15 protein-coding genes are annotated in these 19460 nt (G+C 71.1%); 8 read left to right on the top strand and 7 right to left on the bottom strand.

Annotated features, from left to right (window positions below; all coding sequences use genetic code 11):
* Positions 1 to 14: 14 nt before the first annotated feature.
* The 4 genes from P5G50_RS17025 to P5G50_RS17010 are packed head-to-tail and all read left to right on the top strand — an operon-like array spanning position 15 to position 4604.
* Complete coding sequence (locus tag P5G50_RS17025) at positions 15 to 953, top strand: NAD-dependent epimerase/dehydratase family protein (RefSeq protein ID WP_301212268.1); 939 nt, start codon at positions 15 to 17, stop codon at positions 951 to 953.
* Positions 950 to 2128 carry a glycosyltransferase family 4 protein gene (locus P5G50_RS17020; protein WP_301212267.1) on the top strand — a complete coding sequence of 393 codons (1179 nt, stop codon included), beginning with the start codon at positions 950 to 952 and terminating at the stop codon, positions 2126 to 2128. Before P5G50_RS17025 ends, P5G50_RS17020 begins: the two co-directional genes overlap by 4 nt.
* Positions 2125 to 3549 (top strand): O-antigen polymerase, encoded by a 1425-nt coding sequence (locus P5G50_RS17015; RefSeq protein ID WP_301212266.1) that lies wholly within the window; start codon positions 2125 to 2127, stop codon positions 3547 to 3549. Before P5G50_RS17020 ends, P5G50_RS17015 begins: the two co-directional genes overlap by 4 nt.
* Complete coding sequence (locus P5G50_RS17010; RefSeq protein ID WP_301212264.1) at positions 3546 to 4604, top strand: glycosyltransferase family protein; 1059 nt, start codon at positions 3546 to 3548, stop codon at positions 4602 to 4604. The genes P5G50_RS17015 and P5G50_RS17010 overlap by 4 nt, the downstream gene beginning before the upstream one ends.
* Here P5G50_RS17010 and P5G50_RS17005 read toward each other — a convergent pair.
* Genes P5G50_RS17005 through P5G50_RS16995 form a run of 3 tightly spaced genes read right to left on the bottom strand, consistent with a single transcriptional unit; the run spans position 4551 to position 8544 of the window.
* Positions 4551 to 5792 (bottom strand): hypothetical protein, encoded by a 1242-nt coding sequence (locus tag P5G50_RS17005; protein ID WP_301212263.1) that lies wholly within the window; start codon positions 5790 to 5792, stop codon positions 4551 to 4553. The two genes, P5G50_RS17010 and P5G50_RS17005, sit on opposite strands and share 54 nt — an antisense overlap.
* On the bottom strand, positions 5789 to 7279 hold the full coding sequence (locus tag P5G50_RS17000; RefSeq protein WP_301212262.1) for a hypothetical protein: 1491 nt from the start codon (positions 7277 to 7279) through the stop codon (positions 5789 to 5791). The genes P5G50_RS17005 and P5G50_RS17000 overlap by 4 nt, the downstream gene beginning before the upstream one ends.
* On the bottom strand, positions 7276 to 8544 hold the full coding sequence (locus tag P5G50_RS16995) for a nucleotide sugar dehydrogenase (protein ID WP_301212261.1): 1269 nt from the start codon (positions 8542 to 8544) through the stop codon (positions 7276 to 7278). The genes P5G50_RS17000 and P5G50_RS16995 overlap by 4 nt, the downstream gene beginning before the upstream one ends.
* Positions 8545 to 8785: 241 nt before the next feature.
* Here P5G50_RS16995 and P5G50_RS16990 point away from each other — a divergent pair, with 241 nt between their 5' ends.
* Positions 8786 to 10615, top strand: coding sequence for a DUF4012 domain-containing protein (locus tag P5G50_RS16990; RefSeq protein WP_301212260.1), 1830 nt, complete (start codon positions 8786 to 8788; stop codon positions 10613 to 10615).
* Between the two features lie 111 nt (positions 10616 to 10726).
* Here P5G50_RS16990 and P5G50_RS16985 read toward each other — a convergent pair whose 3' ends face one another.
* On the bottom strand, positions 10727 to 11521 hold the full coding sequence (locus P5G50_RS16985; protein ID WP_301212258.1) for a Bax inhibitor-1/YccA family protein: 795 nt from the start codon (positions 11519 to 11521) through the stop codon (positions 10727 to 10729).
* A gap of 52 nt (positions 11522 to 11573) precedes the next feature.
* Positions 11574 to 12092: a hypothetical protein gene (locus P5G50_RS16980; RefSeq protein ID WP_301212257.1), complete on the bottom strand. Its 519-nt coding sequence runs from the start codon at positions 12090 to 12092 to the stop codon at positions 11574 to 11576.
* 64 nt (positions 12093 to 12156) lie between these two features.
* Here P5G50_RS16980 and P5G50_RS16975 point away from each other — a divergent pair, with 64 nt between their 5' ends.
* The 3 genes from P5G50_RS16975 to P5G50_RS16965 all read left to right on the top strand — a co-directional run bounded on the left by P5G50_RS16975 (position 12157) and on the right by P5G50_RS16965 (position 16904).
* A complete protein-coding gene (locus P5G50_RS16975) occupies positions 12157 to 13233 on the top strand; it encodes a glycerophosphodiester phosphodiesterase family protein (protein WP_301212256.1) in 1077 nt (358 codons plus the stop codon).
* 90 nt (positions 13234 to 13323) lie between these two features.
* Positions 13324 to 15837, top strand: a complete 2514-nt coding sequence (locus tag P5G50_RS16970; RefSeq protein ID WP_301212255.1) for an ATP-dependent helicase — start codon at positions 13324 to 13326, stop codon at positions 15835 to 15837.
* A gap of 56 nt (positions 15838 to 15893) precedes the next feature.
* Complete coding sequence (locus P5G50_RS16965) at positions 15894 to 16904, top strand: FUSC family protein (protein ID WP_301212254.1); 1011 nt, start codon at positions 15894 to 15896, stop codon at positions 16902 to 16904.
* Here P5G50_RS16965 and P5G50_RS16960 read toward each other — a convergent pair.
* Both P5G50_RS16960 and P5G50_RS16955 read right to left on the bottom strand, forming a co-directional pair.
* Positions 16901 to 17764, bottom strand: a complete 864-nt coding sequence (locus tag P5G50_RS16960; RefSeq protein WP_301212252.1) for an oxygenase MpaB family protein — start codon at positions 17762 to 17764, stop codon at positions 16901 to 16903. The genes P5G50_RS16965 and P5G50_RS16960 overlap by 4 nt on opposite strands.
* Before the next feature lie 54 nt (positions 17765 to 17818).
* Positions 17819 to 19456 carry a hypothetical protein gene (locus P5G50_RS16955; RefSeq protein WP_301212251.1) on the bottom strand — a complete coding sequence of 546 codons (1638 nt, stop codon included), beginning with the start codon at positions 19454 to 19456 and terminating at the stop codon, positions 17819 to 17821.
* Positions 19457 to 19460 lie beyond the last annotated feature (4 nt).

The following is a 19460-nucleotide window of genomic DNA, read 5'->3' as shown; positions in this document are numbered from 1 at the left end:
GACCCGAGAGACCCATGAGAATCCTGATCACCGGAGGAGCCGGCTTCATCGGCTCCAACCTCGTCCGCCACGTCAACGCCGTCCACCCGGAGGCCGAGGTGCGCGTGCTCGACGACCTCAGCACGGGCAACCTGGCGAACCTCGAGGGCACCGACGTCGCGTTCACGGAGGGCAGCATCCTCGACTTCGAGCTGCTGTCGTCGGTCGTGGATGGCGTCGACTCGGTGGTCCACCTGGCGGCGCTGGGCAGCGTGCCGCGCTCGGTCGCGGCGCCCATCCCGTCGCACCACGCCAACGCGACCGGGACCCTGCACGTGCTGGAGGCCTCCCGCCTCGCCGGCGTGCCCCACGTCGTCGTCGCCTCGTCCAGCTCGGTGTACGGCAGCAACACCAAGCTGCCGAAGTCGGAGTTCGACTGGACCCGGCCGATGAGCCCGTATGCGGTGAGCAAGCACGCCACCGAGGGCTACACGATCGCCTACAACCACTCGTACGGCATGAAGACGCTCGCCTTCCGCTTCTTCAACGTCTTCGGCCCGCGCCAGGCGGCCGACCACGTGTACGCCGCGGTCATCCCCAAGTTCGTGGAGGCCGCGCTCGACGGCAAGCCGCTGATCGTCCACGGCGACGGCCTGCAGTCGCGCGACTTCACCTACGTGGAGACCGTGTGCACGGCGCTGATGGCCGCCGTCGAGCGGCAGGTGTCCGACACCCACCCGGTCAACCTCGCCTTCGGAACGAGCACCCCGCTGCTGAAGGTCGTCGAGCTGATGCAGGAGCACCTGGGCTTCGAGCTGGCGGTCGAGCACGTGGAGCCGCGGGTCGGCGACGTGCGCGCCTCCCAGTCGGACGGTGTCCGCATCCGCGAGCTGTTCCCCGAGGTGCAGCCGACCGACTTCGCGACGGCGCTCACGCGCACGATCGACTGGTATCGCGAGCGGCGCGACGGATGACCCCCGCCGGTACGCCCGGGAAGCGGCCGACGATCGTCCTCGGGGTGACCGTCGACCTCTCGCTGCGGCTGATGGCCGGCTTCCCGGCGTTCCTGGCCAAGCGAGGCTGGGACGTGCACGTCGTCTGCTCGCCCGGCGCCGCCCTGACGGCGCTCGCCGGCACTCCCGGCGTCACGGTGCACCCGTTGCCGATGCGGCGCGACCCGTCGCCCGTGGCCGATCTGCGGTCGCTGTTCGCGTGGCTGCGCCTGCTGCGCCGCCTCCGCCCGGACGTCGTCAGCGCCGGAACGCCGAAGGCGGGCCTCCTGGGGACGCTGGCCGCCCGTCTGACGCGGGTGAAGGGCCGGGTGTACCTGTTGCGCGGGCTGCGCCTGGAGACGGCGCAGGGGCTCGGCCGGCGCCTCCTGACGGTGCTCGAGCGTCTCAGCGTGGCGAGCGCGGTCACGACCGTCGCGGTGAGCCGCAGCCTGGCAGCGCGGGCCGTGGAGCTGCGCCTCGGCCGGCCGGACCGGTTCGTCGTGCTCGGTGACGGCTCCTCCAACGGCGTCGATGTGGACGCGGTCGAGCGGGCCCTGCCGGATGCCGCGGGGAGGGAGGCGCTGCGCTCGTCGCTCGGGCTGGACCCCGACCTCCCCGTCATCGGCTTCGTCGGCCGCCTGACCGAGGACAAGGGTGTCGCGGTGCTCGAGGCGGCACTCCGCCTCCTCCGGAGTCGGGGCGTGGAGGCGCAGCTGCTGCTCGTCGGGTCGGCAGAGAACGAGTCGGGCGGCACCTCCCTCGACGTTCCTGGCCTGCCGCTCACCCGCACCGGGTTCGTGACCGACCCCGAGCGCTACTACGCGCTGATGGACCTGCTCTGCCTGCCCACGTTCCGCGAGGGCTTCCCGAACGTGGTCCTGGAGGCCGCGGCCGCTTCCGTGCCGACGGTCACGACCGACGCCACCGGCGCCGTCGACTCGGTCGTCGACGGGGAGACGGGGCTGATCGTGCCCGTGCGCGACGCTCCGGCTTTGGCGGACGCGCTCGTGGCGCTCATCGCTGACCCGGAGCGGCGCCGGCGGTACGGCGCGGCCGCTCACGAGCGCGCGCGGTCGACGTTCGACCGGCCGGTCGTGTGGGCGGCGCAGGAGGAGTTCTACCGGAGGATGCTCGAGCGGGAGGGGCCGCGCGCATGATGTCCAACCTCACCTGGTGCCTGATACTGCTGGCGGTGCTGGCAATCCTGACGTTCCTGGTACACCGCTACGCCCGCACGGTGTTCGTGCTCGTGCTGTGCCACAACGTCGTGTGGGCGGGTGCGCTCGCGCTGATCGCGACCAACCTGATCCGTTACCGGCCGGCCACGGCGGGGGCGTGGCTGACCCTTGGCGCGGGGATCGTCGCCTTCGACATCGGCGCTGCTGCCGTCGCGCTGCTGCTGGCGCGGAGGCGCGAGCGCCCGTCGCAACCCCGGTGGGGCGCTTGGCGGGCACAGCAGACGACGTTCGCGGCGACGCGGCCGGTCTTCTATGTCGCCTCGGCGCTCTACGCGCTGGGTTTCGCGGTGTACCTCGTGTCGGTGCACCTCCGGTTCGGGATCGGGACGCTGCTGCTGCACCCGGCGGCGATCCGGAGCGCCCATGGAACGTCGTATCTCGAGACGGTGCCGCTGCCCGCGCGCATACTGCTCTATCTCGGTCCCCTGCTCTTCGTCCTGCTGGTCTACCGGGCTGGGCTCGACCGGCCGTTCCCCATCGCGGTGCGGATCGTCGGCGCACTGGCCCTCGCCGCCTCCATGCTGGCGCTGCTGCAGCGGTCGAACATCGTCATCGCGGTGCTGCTGTGGGTCGCCGTGCTCGTGTCGCAGCGCTGGTCGTCACGGAGCGATGCGGCCGCGGCGCCTCGTCGCGGCCTGGCGCGCTACTGGCAGCGGCTGCCCCGGGCGGTTCAGGTGATCGCGGGCGTCGCCGTTCTCGGGCTGGGTGCACTGATCGTCTTCCAGGGCGTGGGAGGCGCGCTCAACAAGGTGGGGCAGGAGTCGCTGCGCAGCGGGGTCGTCGCCCCGGCGCTCGCGCGTTCCGGCCTGACGTCCCCCTTCCAGTACTACACGGCCGCTCCGATGGCATTCCTCCAGCTCGCGGGGTCGGAGAACCACGACTGGCCGCCCGAACGCGTGCGGGGCGTCTTCGTCGTCGGCGACTGGAACCCGCAGACCTGGGGCGCCAGCACCTTCGGAAGCGTCCTGAAGGTCGTCCCGGGTGCGCCCCATGTCGATGCGATCAGCCCCTTCATCAACACCGGCGTGCCGACCAACGTGTACACCTGGATGGAGCCGTTCTACCGCGATTTCCGCCTGCCCGGTGTGATCGTCGGGACGCTGCTCCTCGGCGCGCTGTTCGGCTGGCTGTTCGTCGCCCGCTTCCGCTCGCAGACGGTCTTCTGGATATCAGCGGTCTGCATGACGACGGTCTTCCTCGCGCCGTTCGCGACGCGCATCGGAAGCACGCTCATCCTGTCGCTCATCGTCTTCGCGGCAGCCATCACGCTCGTGAGCCGCTGGCTCACCGCCCGCCGGACCGCTGCGGCCCCCGAGCCGCTCGAGGAGCCCGTGCCATGACCTCCCTCCGCTACGCGACGAGCTACGGCCGCGGGGCCGGCAGCGCCCGGGTCCGCGTCTTCGACTGGATCGACCACCTGGGGCTGGAGGCGGAGGGCTCCAGCTACCTGGGCCTGTCGTCGAACGGTCTCGGCGTGCTGGCGCGCAACGCGCCGCGCATCCCCGCCGCAGAGTTGCGGCTGCGCTCGGAGGCGCGTCGCACGGACGGTCCGCTCCTCCTGTCGCGGCAGGCGGGCCCGTTCAGCAACGGCGGCGTGGAGGCCAGGTTGCTGCGCAACGCTTCGCGCGGCGTCTATGACTTCGACGACGCCCTGATGCACAGCCCGATGTCGTCGACGGAGCGCATCTGGTCGAAACGGCGCATCTGGCGGCGCAGCGTCGAGGCGGCGGACGTCGTCGTGGCTGGCAACGAGTTCCTGGCGGAGGAGGCGGGGCGGTATGCGCGCGACGTCGTGATCGTTCCCAGCTGCGTCGAGCCTGACCGGTACCCGGTCAAGCAGCATGTAGAGTCCGACGCTCCCTCCGCCGTCTGGCTGGGGTCGCCGAGCACCGAGAAGTACCTGGCCGACGTGGCGGAGCCTCTGCTCGCGGCGCACGCGGCCACCGGGCTGCGGCTCGTGGTCATCAGCGCGGGGGAGGCGCCGCTCGGCGCCCTCGACGCTATGGTCGACCGCGTGTCGTGGGGCCCCACGACGTATGCCGCCGACCTGCTGCGCGCCGACTTCGGCATCATGCCGCTCACCGACGACCTCTGGTCGCGCGGCAAGTGCGCCTACAAGCTGCTCCAGTACTCGGCGGCCGGCCTGCCCTCGATCGCCAGCCCCGTCGGCGAGAACGAGCGTGTGCTGGAGCGTGCGGACGGCGTCGCCGCTCGCACACCGGCCGAGTGGCGGGACGGACTCGTGGCGCTGGCACGCGAGAGCGTCGCCGAGCGCGCCCGTCGGGGCGCGGCGGCCCGAGCCGCTGTCGAGCAGCACTACAGCTTCAGCGCGTGGAGCCCCTCATGGCAGCGGTTCGTCCTCGATGTCGACGTCGACCGGCTCGGCGACCTCTGAACGGGCGCGCAGCACCACCCAGAGCCAGACGACGCCGCTGAGCGCGGTGCCGACCGCGTAGAACCAGATGGCGCCGTTCAGTCCGCCGAGCAGCGCACCCACGATCGGGCAGGCGATGGCGAGCACGGTCTGGAAGATGCGGCCGATCAGGAGCGCGCTTCCCGACAGGTGGGCGCGCGCCAGCATGTAGTAGAACAGCGTGAGGAAGTTCGAGGCCACGAACAGCCCGGTCGGGACGGCGTAGTCCGCGAGGGCGGTGAGCGAGCCCAGCTCGATGTGAAGCGAGCCGATGATGAGCAGGGCGACGGCCGCCGCCGCGCCGAACCCGACCGACAGGCCGACGACGAGCGCGATGCGCGCGAGCGAGCGGAACGCCGCGAGCCGGGCCCCGGCGAGCACAGGACGCAGCGGGTTCAACACGAGCCGCACGGGCGCGGCGACGTTCGAGACGGCGCGGTAGACGCCGAAGTCCGCGATGCCGAGCACGGGGGCGACGGCGAACGGCGTCGCGATGGAGCCGATGTCCATGAGGATGGAGTCGCGCAGCAGCGGCGAGATGTGCTCGCCGTGCACGCGCAGCCAGCCGACCGCGGCGCGCGGACCGCGCACGTGCGGACGGGCGGCGACCGCGGCGGCGCCCAGCCCGCCGGCCAGCCAGGCCCACGACAGCGTCTCGAGCGCGTCCAGCGGCGTGAACGACAGGATCGCCCACACCAGTACCGTCACCGCGACGCCGACGACGTCGGCGACCAGCGCGAGCCTCCACTGGCCGGTGCGGACCTGGTGGTACCGCGTGCCGGACCGGTAGACGTTCGCACCTGCCGCGAGGGCGCCGGTGATGGCCACGGGCCCCAGGCCCGGGACGATGAGCGACAGCACGAGCGTCGCCAGGACCGTGGCGGCGCTCAGGTAGAACAGCGCCCCCGCGTAGTCGCTCCATGGCGAGCGGAGGCCGCGGCCGAGCTCCGTGCGCAGCCACGGCTCGCTGACGACCGAGAGGCACACCGAGGTTCCGAGCGCGAAGACGAGATACTGCAGTGAGAACAGGCCGAACGACGCCGGCGGCAGCGACAGCAGGCCGAGCAGCTGCGCCGCCAGCGAGAACAGCGCGCTGGAGGCGGTGCTCAGAAGCAGGAGGCCGCGCCCGCGGGGCGCGCCGGACTCCGCGACACCGGCTCCAGTGGTCACGCGTTCCCCGCGGGTGCCGGGGTCGGCGCGGCGGGCGCCGAGGTCGTGGCCGCTGCGTCCTGCCGGCGCGCCGTGAACACCGCGCTGGCGATCATCAGCGGCAGGAACACGGGCCACATGTGCCCGGGCGCCTGGAGGTACGGGTTGCTCGCATTCGCCGCGAGCACGCACACAGCGCCCACCGTGCTGACGTACAGCGCACCACGCAGCGGCCCAGCGACGCCGAACGCCTTGCGGACGGCGAGGAACGCCGTCACGAAGGTCGCGGCAACGAGGAGCAGGCCGAGGATCCCGGTCCAGTAGAAGATCGCGTGATACTGCAGCTCCGTCTGCCACGGCCTGATCTCGCGCTGCACGTCGCCGCGGTCGATGGTCGCGCCGAAGCCGCGCCCGACCACCCAGTCGGCGGGGGAGTGCGGACTGAGCAGCACCTGGCTCTCATTGGTGCGGATGCGGTCCGCGAGCGTGTCCGTCTCGTCGACGGTCATGGAGCCGGGATTCTCCAGCTCGTCGGTGGTGAGGTGGGTGGGGTCCTTCGAGACCACCGTGCTGGTGGAGTGCGCCACCGCCCCGAGCATGGAGACGATGTGCGGCTGGCAGGCGAAGGCGCCGGCGGCCGCGATGACGAGGGCGATGACGATGCGCAGCAGCGCCTGCCAGCTGAACCGGACGTCATCGGTCTTCGGCCGGTTGCGGACGGTGAGCGCCAGGAGGGCGATGATCGCGATCACGGGGGTCGCGATCAGCACGATCACCACGCCGCGCCGCCACGAGGCGACCGCGCCGATGATGATCAGCGCCGCTGCGAGGGTGCGCAGCCACACGGGCGGCAGGTAGGCGTCCTTCGCGGAGGCGAACAACGACGCGATCCACATGCCGCCCCACCACAGCAGCGGCGGGATGGTCGTCGCGGTGAGCGCGACGACGCCGCCGCTGCTCGAGCCGGCCATGTGGAGCGGACCCTCGATCCATCGCGGGAGGCGGTGGAAGGGGAGGATGTCGCCTGCCGCGAGAGCCTGCACGAACAGCAGCGCGCCGATGAACACCGACACCCAGGCTCCGGTGATGAACACCGTGCGGATCACCCGGCGGTCGAAGCCGAGCACCACCACGCTGAAGACGGCCGGCCAGAGCAGGAAGAACACGAGGGTGCGGCCCCATGAGTCGGCATCCCGCACGACGCCCGTGATGATGCCGAGCGCGAGGAACGCGACCCACAGCGCGGCGGGGAGGAGCAGTGAGCGGTCCGGCCGGATGCGGCGCTTGACCACGTTCACCCCGGCGATGACCGCGAACGACAGCAGGATCGGGTACAGGATGACGTTGTTCCCCACCGGGATCAGCGTCACGTAGACCAGTGCCACGGCGATCCACACGAGAGTCGCGGTCAGCCAGCGGTCTCGCCTCCAGGCGCCGGTGAAGGCGGCCCACACCGAGCCGCGTGCACCCCCCGCGCGCGTCCCGATCCCCGCGTCGGTGCTGCTCACAGCCGCTCGATCGAGGGCCCGGTCACGCGGTTCTTGGTGTCGAGCACGGGGACGGGCGACTCCGCGAGGAGGTTCAGGTCGAACTCCTCGTGGTCCGTCACGAGCACGACGGCGTCGGCCGACGCGATGGTCTCGGCGGTGTACGGGGCCTGCTCGACGCCGGCGGGCCAGCGGTGCGGCTCCACCCGGTCATCGACGCCCACGATCACGGCGCCCAGCTCGCGCAGGACGTCGATGAGGCGCAGCGACGGCGACTCGCGGATGTCTCCGGTGTTGCGCTTGTAAGAGAGGCCGACGAGGACGATGCGCGACCCGTTCAACGCCTTGCCTGCGCGGTTCAGCAGGACCATGAGGCGCTGGGCGACGTAGTCCGGCATGTGGTCGTTGATGTCGTTGGCGAGCTCCACGAAGCGGAAGGACTGGCCGAGCTTGCGGCGCACCTGCCAGGAGAGGTAGCTCGGGTCGACGGGGAGGCAGTGGCCGCCGACGCCGGGACCGGGGGTGAACTTCATGTAGCCGAACGGCTTGGACGACGCCGCCTCGATCGACTCCCACACGTCGACGCCCAGCTGGTGGCCGAAGATCGCGAGCTCGTTGACGAGGGCGATGTTGACGTGGCGGAAGGTGTTCTCGAGCAGCTTGGTGAGCTCCGCCTCCTTGGTGCCGCTCACCGGGACGGTGCGCTCGACCAGGTCGTCGTAGAAGGCCTGCACGCGCTCGAGCGAGGCGGCGTCGATGCCGGAGACGACCTTGGGCGTGTTCTGGAAGTTCCAGGTCTTGTTGCCCGGGTCGATGCGCTCGGGGCTGTAGCCGACGAAGAAGTCCTCGCCCGCGGTGAGGCCGGAGCCCTGCTCCAGCAGCGGGATGAGCAGCTCCTCCGTGGTGCCCGGGTACGTCGTCGACTCCAGGATGACCGTGGCGCCCTTCGACAGGTGCGCAGAGAGGGACCGGGCCGAATCCTCGATGAACGTCAGATCCGGGATGCCCTCGCTGAGCGGGGTGGGCACGGTGATGACGGCGACGTCGAAGCCGGCCGCTTCCGCGTAGTCCTTGGTCGGCAGGTAGCGGCCCGACTGGAGCGCGGCGTTCAGCGTCTCCGACGTGATGTCGTCCACGTAGGACTCGCCGTTGCGCAGGCCGTCGATGCGGCGGTCGTCGACGTCGAGGCCGACCACCTGGTAGCCGGCGTCGACCGCGCGCATGGCGACGGGAAGCCCGACATATCCCTGTCCGACGATGACGGCGCGTTTGGTCTGTGAAGTCATGATCCCCGGTTCGCTCGCTCGGACTTCGTTACGGAGCGCGCGAGCGGCGCTGACGCGACGATGGGGCGTGCTGTGCTCCGCCCCACCGTGCCAAATTATCAGAACACTCCCAGAGCTGCCGCCGAGCGCCCGTTCGCTCTGGTGAGAGGGCTTTCAGACCGCCCCTCGTCCGCGGGACACGAGCCGGTACGCCGCCCGCATCCTCACCGGTCGCACAACATCGCTCTGCTGTAATAGTGGAATGCCCGATTCCGCCCCCGCGACGCGAGTCACCATCTCGCATGCCCGGCGGACCCGCAGCCGGCGTTTCCGCTGGACGCTCGGCGTCGTCATCGCCCTCGCGGTGTGCGTCTTCGCCGTGATCTGGATCGGTGCGCGCGGCGTCGCGGCCAAGAACGAGCTGCAGTCGGCCCTCCCGCTGGTCAACACACTGAAGTCCCAGGTCGTCGCGCAGGACGTGACCGGCGCGAAGAAGACGCTGGCGAAGCTCGAGCCCAAGACGGCCGCCGCCAGGGCGAACACGAGCGACCCGATCTGGCGCATCGCGGAGCTGGTGCCGGTGCTCGGCCCCAACCTCTCCGCCGTCCGCGTGCTCGCCGGATCGACGGACGATGTGGTGTCGAAGTCGATCAAGCCGCTCGTCGGGGTGCTGTCGACGGTGTCGCCCGCCAGCCTCAAGCCCGTCGACGGCGCGCTCGACCTGAAGCCCATCGAGAAGGCGATCCCGACGGTGGACCGTGCCGCCGCCGCGCTGTCGAAGGCGCACAAGGAGGTCGCGTCGATCGACCCGGGCGGGACGATCGGCCCGGTCCGCGCCGCGACCACCCAGCTCGCCGACATGCTCGGCAAGGTGGACGAGCAGATGCAGCAGGCGAAGGCGGCGGTCCATGCGCTGCCCGCGGCACTGGGCGCCGACAAGCCGCGCAACTACCTCGTCGTGTTCGAGAACAGCGGCGAGCTGCTCGCCAACGGCGGCACGACCGGGTCGATGGCGCTGCTCAAGTTCGACCACGGCAAGATCAGCCTGGTGAAGCAGTCGTCGGCGTCGGGACGAGAGTTCCCGCGGTTCAAGGACTACATCATCCCGCTGCCCGAGGACGTCAAGCGGCTCTATCCGCAGGGCCTGGGCAAGCAGGTGCAGGACCTGACGATCACGCCCCGCTTCTCGCTCACGTACGACGTCGCCAAGGCGATGTGGAAGACGGCGAAGGGCGACACCATCGACGGCATCGTCGCGATGGACACCGTCACCCTCGGCAAGCTGCTCGAGGCGACCGGACCGGTCGACGTCCTCCCCGGGCTCCAGCTCAATGCCGAGAACGCAGCGCGACTGCTGCTGATCGACATCTATGCCATGTATCCGGACCCTGCCACGGTCGACAAGGTGCAGCAGGCGGTCGCGATCAACACCTTCACCAAGATCCTCGGCGGCGGCGCCGACCCGAAGAAGATGCTCGAGATCCTCATGAAGGCCGGCGAGGAGGGCCGCGTGAAGGCCTGGACCGGCGACAAGGCCGAGCAGAAGCTCATCAAGCTGACCCCGTTCTACGCCGAGCCGCCGGTCAGCACGAAGACGACCGACTGGTTCGGCGCCTACTTCATGGATCAGACGCCGTCGAAGATGGACTACTTCCTCCGGGTGAAGTTCAACGTGCGGCAGAACGTGTGCTCCGACGGGCATCGCTATGTGATGACGCGTGTCTCGTTGCGCAGCACCGCGCCGGCCGACTCCGCCGAGATCCTGCCCGAGTACGTGCTCGGCAACGGCCTCCTCGTGGCCCAGGGCAACGTGCAGATCGGCACGTCCGTGTACGCGCCTCCCGGCTACACGGTGCTCGGGACGGCGATCGACGCGGTGCCGCAGGCCGCCCCGATGATCGGCAGCGACGGCGAGTACCCGGTCGCGCAGGCCGTGCAGCAGATGGCGCCCGGCCAGACGGTGGAGTTCGACGCGCTCTTCGACGCCGGCAAGACTCCCATCAAGACGCTGAAGGCGACCGCCACCCCGACGGTCAACCCGACGGAGATCTCTGGCGGCCCGCTGCTGGACTGCGCCGCGATCGGGAAGTGACCAGCGCGCGGGGATCCGGCGCGAGGTGCGCGAGACATGCGAACGGGCCGGGAGCTGATGCTCCCGGCCCGTTCTGATCGTGCCCTGTTCGCCGTGCGGCGGGGCGAGCTCCTAGTCGCGGCTGATGGCGAGGAGGCGGAGGATCTCGAGGTACAGCCAGATGACCGTGACCATGACGCCGAAGGCGCCCGACCAGCCGTAGATGCGCGGGGCGCGGTTGCGGACGCCGCGCTGGATGAAGTCGAAGTCGAGCACGAGCGAGTATGCGCCCATGATGACGACGAGCACGCCGATGATCACGCCGAGCGGGATGCCGAACAGCTTCACGTCGCCGCTCAGGCCGAAGGCGCTGTTGGTGACGCCGGTCCACACCAGGATGACGTTGACGATGGAGTAGGCCAGGTAGCCGAACATCGCGATCAGGAAGATCTTGGTCGCCTTCGCCGAGGCGCGGATCTTGCCGGACGCGAAGAGCGCCAGCGTGACGCCGACGACGGCCAGCGTGCCGATGACGGCCTGCAGGACGATGCCGGAGTAGAGGCTCTCGAACACCATCGAGATGGCGCCGATGAAGATGCCCTGCGCTCCCGCGTAGCTCAGGATGAGCGCCGGGGACGGCTTCTTCTTGAAGATGTTCACGAGCGCGAGCACGAAGCCGATCAGCGCGGCGGGCAGGGCGAGGGCCGGCACGAGCCAGCCGACGAGCGCGCCCGCGACGAGCACGGCGAAGCTGATCGCGGTCTTGTTGATCGTGTCCTCGACCGTCATGCGGTCGGTCTGCGCGGCGGTCGCGGACGGCGCCTCGTACATCTGCTCGAGATTCTCGGCGGTGACGGTCGCGGTAGCCGCGCCCTTGCCGTCCTGGAACGCCGGGTTCGTGGAGAACGCCGGGTTGGTGAGTGCCATGGGTTCCTCGCTCTGTCGGGGACCGCCTGACGGGGGTCTCGGTCAGTCCAATCTATCCGCTGCTCTTTCTGAGAGTTCTGACAGCTTGCCATGAATCCAGCCGGAGAGCGATGAAACGGGCCGTCCAGGCGGCGGCGACGTCGACCGTCACGCCGACGACGACGGTGATCCATCCCTGCTGGTACGTCGTCACGACCCGGACGAGCAGGAGGCTGGCGGCGATCGGCAGGGCGAGGACCGCATAGCTGGGCAGCGGCCGCAACCGCACCAGCAGCCACGCCGCCAGGGGCACGGCGTAGCACCAGGCGAAGCCGGAGCCGCCGAGCATCAGCCAGGTGAAGCCCAGCACCGGCAGCACCACCGCCACCCGCCGGCCGATCGTCGACGGCATGACCGCCCATCCCGCCGGCTGCAGGATCGACCCGATCAGGAGGAAGGGGAGGCTGTACGCGGTCGTGACGAGGATGAATCCGCTCCCCAGGAGGATCAGGACGAGCCCCCCGACCAGCCGTGCCCGATAACGACCCCAGCGCAGCGGAAGGCGGGAGCTGGGCTCGATCCAGGCGGACACGCCACGATTCTGGCACCGGCCCCACCACCCGGGACAGCCCCCGAGCGCGGGCTAGGATCGCACCATGCGCGCCCGTCCGACTCCGCTGGTGATCGGTCATCGCGGGGCGCCCGGCTACCGGCCCGAGCACACCAGGGCCTCCTACGAACTGGCCTTCGCCCTCGGGGCGGACGCCGTCGAGCCGGACATCGTCGCCACGAAGGACGGCGTGCTGGTGCTGCGGCACGAGAACGAGATCTCGGGCACCACGGACGTCGCCGACCATCCCGAGTTCGCAGACAGGCGGACCACGCGCGAGGTGGACGGCACCCCGCTCACGGGCTGGTTCACGGAGGACTTCACCTGGGCCGAGCTCTCCACCCTGCGGGCGCGCGAGCGGCTGCCGCAGCTCCGCCAGGCGAGTGCCACCTTCGACGACCAGTACCCGATCCTCCGGCTGCGCGACCTCCTGCAGCTGGTGGACAGCGCCTCCGAGTCGGCCGGCCGCGCCCTCGGGCTGGTCGCCGAGCTGAAGCACGCCACCCATCTGGCGGCCGCCGGCCTCCCGCTCGACGAGTTGTTCGCCTCCGAGCTCGCGGAGGCCGGTTGGGCCGAGCACCCCGGGCTCGTGGTCGAGAGCTTCGAGCCCACGGTGCTCCGCGACCTGCACGGGCGGGGGTTCCGCGGTCGGCGGGTCTACCTGCTGGAGGACGAGGGCGCGCCGTACGACCGGGTCGCCGCGCACGGATCCGCCGCGACGCCCTACGAGTCCGACCTGACCCTCCGCGGGCTGTACGCGCTCGGCTCCGCGGCGTCCCCCGCCGACCGGGTGGACGGGATCAGCGTGGAGACCGGCCGCATCCTCGCCTCCGGCTCGGTGTCGGTCGCGCTGTTCGGTGACGGCGGTGACGGCGGTGGGGGCGGCGACATCGGCTCGGTGACCTCCGACCTGGTCGACCTCGCCCACTCCGCCGGGCTCTCGGTCTACACGTGGACCCTCCGCCCCGAGAACGCCCTCTTGCCCGACCGCTTCCGCGGCCCCGGAGCGGACGCGGACTGGGGCCATTGGCGCCGGTACTACTCGATCCTGCTGCACTCGGGTGTCGACGGTGTGTTCGCCGATCATCCCGACCTCGCCGTCGCCGCGCGCGACGGGCGCTGAGGCCGTCGCCTCCGGGCCGGGCGGCCCGGCTGCGGCGGAATGCCCGAACCCGGCGGAATGACAGTGGGGGCGGCTAAAATCGCTGGAGACATGACGAGCCTCCCCGACGCCCCCTCCTCCTCTCCCTCCTCCTCCGTTCCGATCATCCTCGACGGGTGGGAGGGCGACCGCGGCGACCGCGGTCCCGGCGGTGGCGCCGGTGCGGGTCGCGGCGACAGGCCCGGTCCGGACGAGCGCCTGTTCGCCGGCCTCAACCCGCAGCAGCGCGAGGCGGCCGAGTACCGCGGGCCCGCCCTCCTGATCGTCGCGGGCGCCGGCTCGGGCAAGACCAGCGTGCTCACCCGCCGTATCGCCGGGCTCATCGAGAGCAGGGAGGCCTGGCCCAGCCAGATCCTCGCCATCACGTTCACGAACAAGGCGGCGAACGAGATGCGCGAGCGGGTGGAGGCGCTTCTCGGCGGCCGCGCGCAGGGGATGTGGATCTCCACCTTCCACTCGTCCTGCGTCCGCATCCTGCGTCGCGAGGCGGAGACGATCGGCAAGACGGCGAGCTTCACGATCTACGACTCGGGCGACACGCGGGCCCTTCTGAAGCGGATCATCAAGGAGCTCGACGCCGACACCCTCGGGTTCACGGTGGCCGGCACCGCGAACCGCATCTCCAAGCTCAAGAACGAGCTGACCGACCTCGAGACGCACGCACGCAACGCGAACCTCAGCGACCCGAACGAGGTGATGTTCCTCGAGATCTTCCGCCAGTACACCCGGGCGCTCCGCCGGGCCAACGCGTTCGACTTCGACGACCTGATCGCCGAGACGGTGTACCTGTTCCGCGCGTTCCCGAAGGTCGCCGCCCTCTATCAGCGGCGCTTCCGGCACATCCTGGTGGACGAGTACCAGGACACGAACCACGCGCAGTACGCGCTGATCCGCGAGCTGACCATGCCGATCGCCCCGGCCATCGCCGACGAGCTGGAGGCGCAGGGTCAGCACGTCGAGCGCATGCGCGACGCGGTGGGCGCCATCCCGGGTGCGTCGCTGACGGTGGTCGGCGACTCCGACCAGTCGATCTACGCCTTCCGCGGCGCCGACATCCGCAACATCGTCGAGTTCGAACGCGACTTCCCCGGGGCGAAAGTAGTGCTCCTGGAGCAGAATTACCGCTCCACGCAGAACATCCTGAGCGCCGCCAACGCGGTCATCGCCAACAATTTCGACCGCAAGGACAAGCGGCTCTGGACGGCGGTCGGGGACGGCGACAAGATCGTCGGCTATACGGGCTACTCCGGTCACGACGAGGCACAGTTCGTCGCCGACGAGATCGAGAAGCTGCACGCCGCCGGCATGGACTACAAGGACATCGCGGTCTTCTACCGGACCAACGCGCAGACCCGCGCACTGGAGGAGATCTTCATCCGCTCGGCCCTGCCGTACAAGGTGATGGGCGGCACCAAGTTCTACGAGCGCGCCGAGATCAAGGACGCGATGGCGTACCTGATCAGCGTCGCGAACCCGGACGACATCCTGGCGCTCCGACGCATCCTCAACACCCCCAAGCGCGGTATCGGCCCGGCGACGGAGACGCAGCTCGCAAGCTACGCGGAGGACAACGGGATCAGCTTCCGCGACGCCATGCGCGACGCCGGCTCCCTCGGCCTGGGCCCGAAGGTGACGGGCGCGATCCTGCAGCTGTCGAACCTGCTCGACGAGGCGGCGGCCAAGATCGATCCGGCCAATCCGGCGGGCGTCTCCTCCGTGCCGGATGTGCTGACCTTCCTGCTCGACGGCAGCGGCCTGCTGGAGGTGCTGCGCAACAGCAGGGACCCGCAGGACGAGGCCCGCGCCGAGAACGTCGACGAGCTCGTGGCCGTGACGCGCGAGTTCGTGCGCAACAACCCGGACGGCACGCTGGTCGACTTCCTGACCGAGGTCTCGCTGGTCGCCGCAGCCGACGAGATCGACGACTCCAGCGGTGCCGTGTCCCTCATGACGCTGCACACCGCGAAGGGTCTGGAGTACGACGCCGTGTTCCTCACGGGAGTCGAGGAGGACCTCCTGCCGCACCGCATGTCGGCGAACGAGCCGGGTGGACCGGCGGAGGAACGCCGCCTGTTCTACGTCGGCATCACGCGGGCGAAGAAGCGGCTGTTCCTCTCGCTCGCGATGACCAGGGCGCAGTTCGGCGAGACGGCGGTCGCCATGCCGAGCCGCTACCTGCAAGAGATCCCCGCAGACCTCATCGACTGGCGCCAGTCGCCGGGCGCGGCCAACGGCCGTGGCGGTACCCAGTCGCGCGCGTTGAACGCCAGACGGCCGGGTCTCGGAGCCGGCGATTCCGGTCGCTGGAACGACAGCTTCCGGGCGGGCGGGTTCAGCAAGCCCGAGCGGCCGAAGGCCGAGTGGCCCAACCGCGTCACGGGACAGGTCCGCGACAACAGCGACCTGGAGCTCGTCCCCGGCGACCGCATCCGGCACACCGACTTCGGCGAGGGCCGCGTGACCGCGGTCACCGGTGAGGGCGCCAAGCGGGTCGCGCACGTGCAGTTCGAGACGGTGGGCGCGAAGAAGCTCCTCATCAAGATCGCCCCCATCGACAAGCTGTGAGGGCGCGAGGAGCCGGGGGAGCCCCCGGAGCGTCCGGAGCGTCCGCCCTCTCGTCGATGAGCGTCGAGGTCGGCCTGCGCGCCGCCCTGGCCGTGGCCGTTCCACTGCTGATCCTGCTGGCGATCGATCGCCTCGACCTGGCGGCGTATGCGAGCTTCGGAGCGATGACGGCCCTCTACGGCAGGAACGAGCCATACCGCCTGCGCGTGCGCAGCGTGACGGTCGCGGGGATCGCCCTGCTGATCAGCATCTCGCTGGGCGTGTGGCTGGCCGTCCTCCACGAGCCGCTGTGGCTCGCCGCGCTGCTGCTGGTGTTCATCGTCGCAGCGGGGACCGTGCTCGCGACCGCGTTCCAGCTGTTGCCGCCGCAGACCCTGTTCTTCGTGTTCGCCCTGCTGGTCTGCGGGGCGGTGCCGACGCAGGCCGCGGACGCGCTGCCCAGAATCGGTCTCGCTCTCGTCGTGGCCGTGTTCGCGTGGCTGCTGACGATGTCCGGCTGGCTGCTGCGCCGCCTCGCCGGGCCGGCGACGCGATCGCCCCTGTTGAAGGAGCTGCGTCGCCGCCCGGCGGTCGACCGCTCCGCCGTGCACGACCCCCGGGTCTGGCTGACCGCCGGGCAGAACGTCGTCGGCGTGCTGGTCGCAGGCGGCATCGCCCTGGCGCTCGGCCTGGGTCACGCGTACTGGGCCGTGGTCAGCCTGGTGGCGGTCATCCCGCCGGCCCGCGCCGCGCATTCGATCTCGCGCTCGCTGCACCGGATCGTCGGCACGGTCGTGGGCGTGGTGGTCACCGCACTCCTGCTGTTCTGGGCGCCGCCCGCCCTGTTCGTGATCGGCGTGATCGTCGTATCGCAGTTCTTCGCGGAGGTGCTGGTCGGGCGGCACTACGGAGCAGCGCTCGTCTTCATCACCCCGCTCGCGCTCGCGGTGTCGTACCTCTCGGCCGGAGCCCCGCTGGGCCAGCTGGTCGTCGACCGCGTGCTGGAGACGGTGCTCGGCGCGGGCATCGGCATCCTGCTCGTGCTGCTCGCACGCTGGATCGAGCGCTCCCGCGGTCTCGCGCCCTAGTCCCGGGTCTCGACCGGTTGCTCGGCGGTCGCCGCCGGGCGCGCGGCCTCCCGCGGCATCGATCGCCGCAGACGCCGCAGGTACACGTCCCGCGGCGCGTGCCGCAGGCGCAGCGGCACGTGCGGATAGACGGCGGCCAGCCGCCGCATCCACCGCTCGAACCTCCTGCGGCGCCGCTCGTCCCAGGGCAATCCGAACTGCTGCCGGATGGACGCGGGGAGGAGTCCCGCTGTCACGAGGCGCACGTCCGGCAGGAAAGCCCGGAGCCAGAGCGGCACGGCACGCGGATACAGGATCTGCCGGGAGACCGCGCGGGTCGCGTCCGTGACGCGCAGCTGCGCCACCATGCGGTCCCAGTACTCGTCGAACGCCTTCCGGGTGGGCGGCCACTGCTCCGGCGGCACCTGCAGGCTGAGGCCGGTACGGGTGAAGGCGCGGTACACCTCCTCCGCGTACGCTGCCGAGAGCGGCCCGAAGACCCGCTCGTACAGCTCCACCATCGTGCGGTAGAGCGTGGCCGCCACCCACAGCTGGAGTCCCGGGTCGAAGGCGCTGTAGGCCGGCTCGTTCTCCGCCGCCTGCGCACGGACCGGCGCATGCGCACGGTTCACCGCGCGCCGCACGACAGCGAACTCCTCGGGCGACGCGAACACCGACGCGTAGACGAAGGTCATCGTGGAGTGCAGCCGGTCCATGGCCCGGTTCGCGAAGTCGCTGTGCTCCGCGACAGCCCGGCCCACCGCCGGGTGCGCGATCTGCAGCAGCAGCGCCCTCCCGGCTCCAACCAGCGGCAGCGCCTCCGCTGCAAGCTGCTCGAGCCCGGTCGCCTCCATCGCCTGCGCCGTCCCCGCCGTCCCCACCGTCCCATCGTGCCGGGAGCGCCTGCGAATGGCCCGTGCACAGCAACGGCCCCATCAGGCCACCTCGTCGGCTGCGCCCGCAGCACGCCCCGCACGTGATCCGCGCAAGACGTGCGCTGCGCCGCCCGACCGGCGCCCCCGCCCTACGACCCCGAGCAAGCCACGGCGCACCCGCGACCCACGAGGCACGAGCGCGCCTCCCGAGACCATCAGGCCACCGGCCGCGACCGCACCGGCCGCGATCCACACCGGTGCCGGCGACATGTCAGTCCCCGTCTCGGCGAGTGCCATCGTGGGAGCGTCCACCACGGCAGGCGCAACGGGAGCGGCGGGCGGAGCCGGCGCCACCGGCGTCGGAGTCGGAGCCGGCGGCACAACGTGCGTCACCACCGGTGCCAGGACCCGGGTGACCTCCTCGGCCACGCCGAACCCCGACTGCCACTCGCGCACCCGCTCGCCGCCCAGCTCCGGCGGAACGGCGCCCGGATCGATGCGCTCGACCCACACGTAGTACCCCGGCTCCGGCACGGTGCACTCCGGGGTCGTGTAGTCGCCGGTCCCGGTCACCGTCGTGGATACCGCGCACACCTCCGGTGCGTCTGCGGGAACCGCAGGCGCCTGCTCGATGGGCGCAGGGAACGGTCCCAGCAGCCGGCTCTCGACCACGACCTCCACCGCCTCGAAGCCGTCGTCGCCGCCGCGCACCGGCCAGGTCGGCAGGAGGCCGTCACCGGTCGCGACCCCGACCGTCAGGTGGTCGACGATGGCGGTACCGGGCGCCGCCTCCGCCGCACTCGTGACGGTCGTGACGGTGGGCTGGAACGGGAGGGGCGACGGCCCGGTCACGCTCGCGCCCGCCTCGGCCGTGGCGGTGGCGGGCACCGCGACGAGCAGCGCCTGGGCGTCATCGTGCGGCACCGCCACGCGCAGCCCGCCGCCGTACGGCAGCATCTGCAGCGCCGCGGTCGCGGTCACCGAGACGCTCGCCTCGGAGCCCGTCGGCACGATCGGCACGTCGGTCCCCGTGGGGATGGCGGAGGTGGTGGAGCCGTCCTCGAAGGTCGCGCCTGTCAGCGTCACGCGGGCGGCGTGGGCGCCCGGCGCCAGCAGCTCGGCCCCGGAGAGACGAGCGACGGTCACCTCGACCCGCACCCGGCCGGGCCCGGTCTCGGCCAGCTCCACCAGCGCCTCCGCGTGGACCCCGGTCGAACCGCGCGACTCGGCCTCGGCCTTCATCTGGCGCGCTCGGGCGATCGCGGCGTCGGCGTCGGCTCCTGCGCGCGCAGCGACGCTCTCGAGGGAGTGGCCGCCCAGGCCTGCCACGAGCCAGGTGGCGAGCTGGCCTGCCGCCGCCGTCAGCCGGTCGTCGGTGCCCGCCCAGTTGCGGGAGATGTACGCGAGCTGCGCCCCCTGTTCCGGCGTGTACCAGCCGAGTCCGGCCCCGTCGGCGTAGTCGAGGGTGTGGCCGGTCGGGCTCGGTTTGCCGGCGTTGAGGCAGAAGCCCTGTGCGCCGTCGTCCAGACGGTAGGTGCCGAGCCACCAGCCGTCCGTCGACATGTAGCCGGGCCCGTGGCCGACTCCCTCGAGCGCGCGGGCCCCGGATGCCGGGAGCAGGCCGCTCAGCACGCCGAGCAGCACGGCGGCTCCGGCGAGCGAGACGATGGTTCTGAGATGTGAGATGCGAGTGATCATGCAC

Source organism: Leifsonia williamsii, assembly GCF_030433685.1.
Lineage (GTDB): Bacteria > Actinomycetota > Actinomycetes > Actinomycetales > Microbacteriaceae > Leifsonia > Leifsonia williamsii.
Note: the sequence above shows the minus strand (reverse complement) of the source record. Positions and strands in the feature narration are given on the sequence as shown.

Coding starts and splice junctions, on each gene's coding strand:
- P5G50_RS16970 (WP_301212255.1), top strand. CDS start 13,324: ATGACGAGCCTCCCCGACGCCCCCTCCTCCTCTCCCTCCTCCTCCGTT.
- P5G50_RS17025 (WP_301212268.1), top strand. CDS start 15: ATGAGAATCCTGATCACCGGAGGAGCCGGCTTCATCGGCTCCAACCTC.
- P5G50_RS17020 (WP_301212267.1), top strand. CDS start 950: ATGACCCCCGCCGGTACGCCCGGGAAGCGGCCGACGATCGTCCTCGGG.
- P5G50_RS16995 (WP_301212261.1), bottom strand. CDS start 8,544: ATGACTTCACAGACCAAACGCGCCGTCATCGTCGGACAGGGATATGTC.
- P5G50_RS16985 (WP_301212258.1), bottom strand. CDS start 11,521: ATGGCACTCACCAACCCGGCGTTCTCCACGAACCCGGCGTTCCAGGAC.
- P5G50_RS17010 (WP_301212264.1), top strand. CDS start 3,546: ATGACCTCCCTCCGCTACGCGACGAGCTACGGCCGCGGGGCCGGCAGC.
- P5G50_RS16955 (WP_301212251.1), bottom strand. CDS start 19,456: ATGATCACTCGCATCTCACATCTCAGAACCATCGTCTCGCTCGCCGGA.
- P5G50_RS16975 (WP_301212256.1), top strand. CDS start 12,157: ATGCGCGCCCGTCCGACTCCGCTGGTGATCGGTCATCGCGGGGCGCCC.
- P5G50_RS17015 (WP_301212266.1), top strand. CDS start 2,125: ATGATGTCCAACCTCACCTGGTGCCTGATACTGCTGGCGGTGCTGGCA.
- P5G50_RS16990 (WP_301212260.1), top strand. CDS start 8,786: ATGCCCGATTCCGCCCCCGCGACGCGAGTCACCATCTCGCATGCCCGG.
- P5G50_RS16965 (WP_301212254.1), top strand. CDS start 15,894: ATGAGCGTCGAGGTCGGCCTGCGCGCCGCCCTGGCCGTGGCCGTTCCA.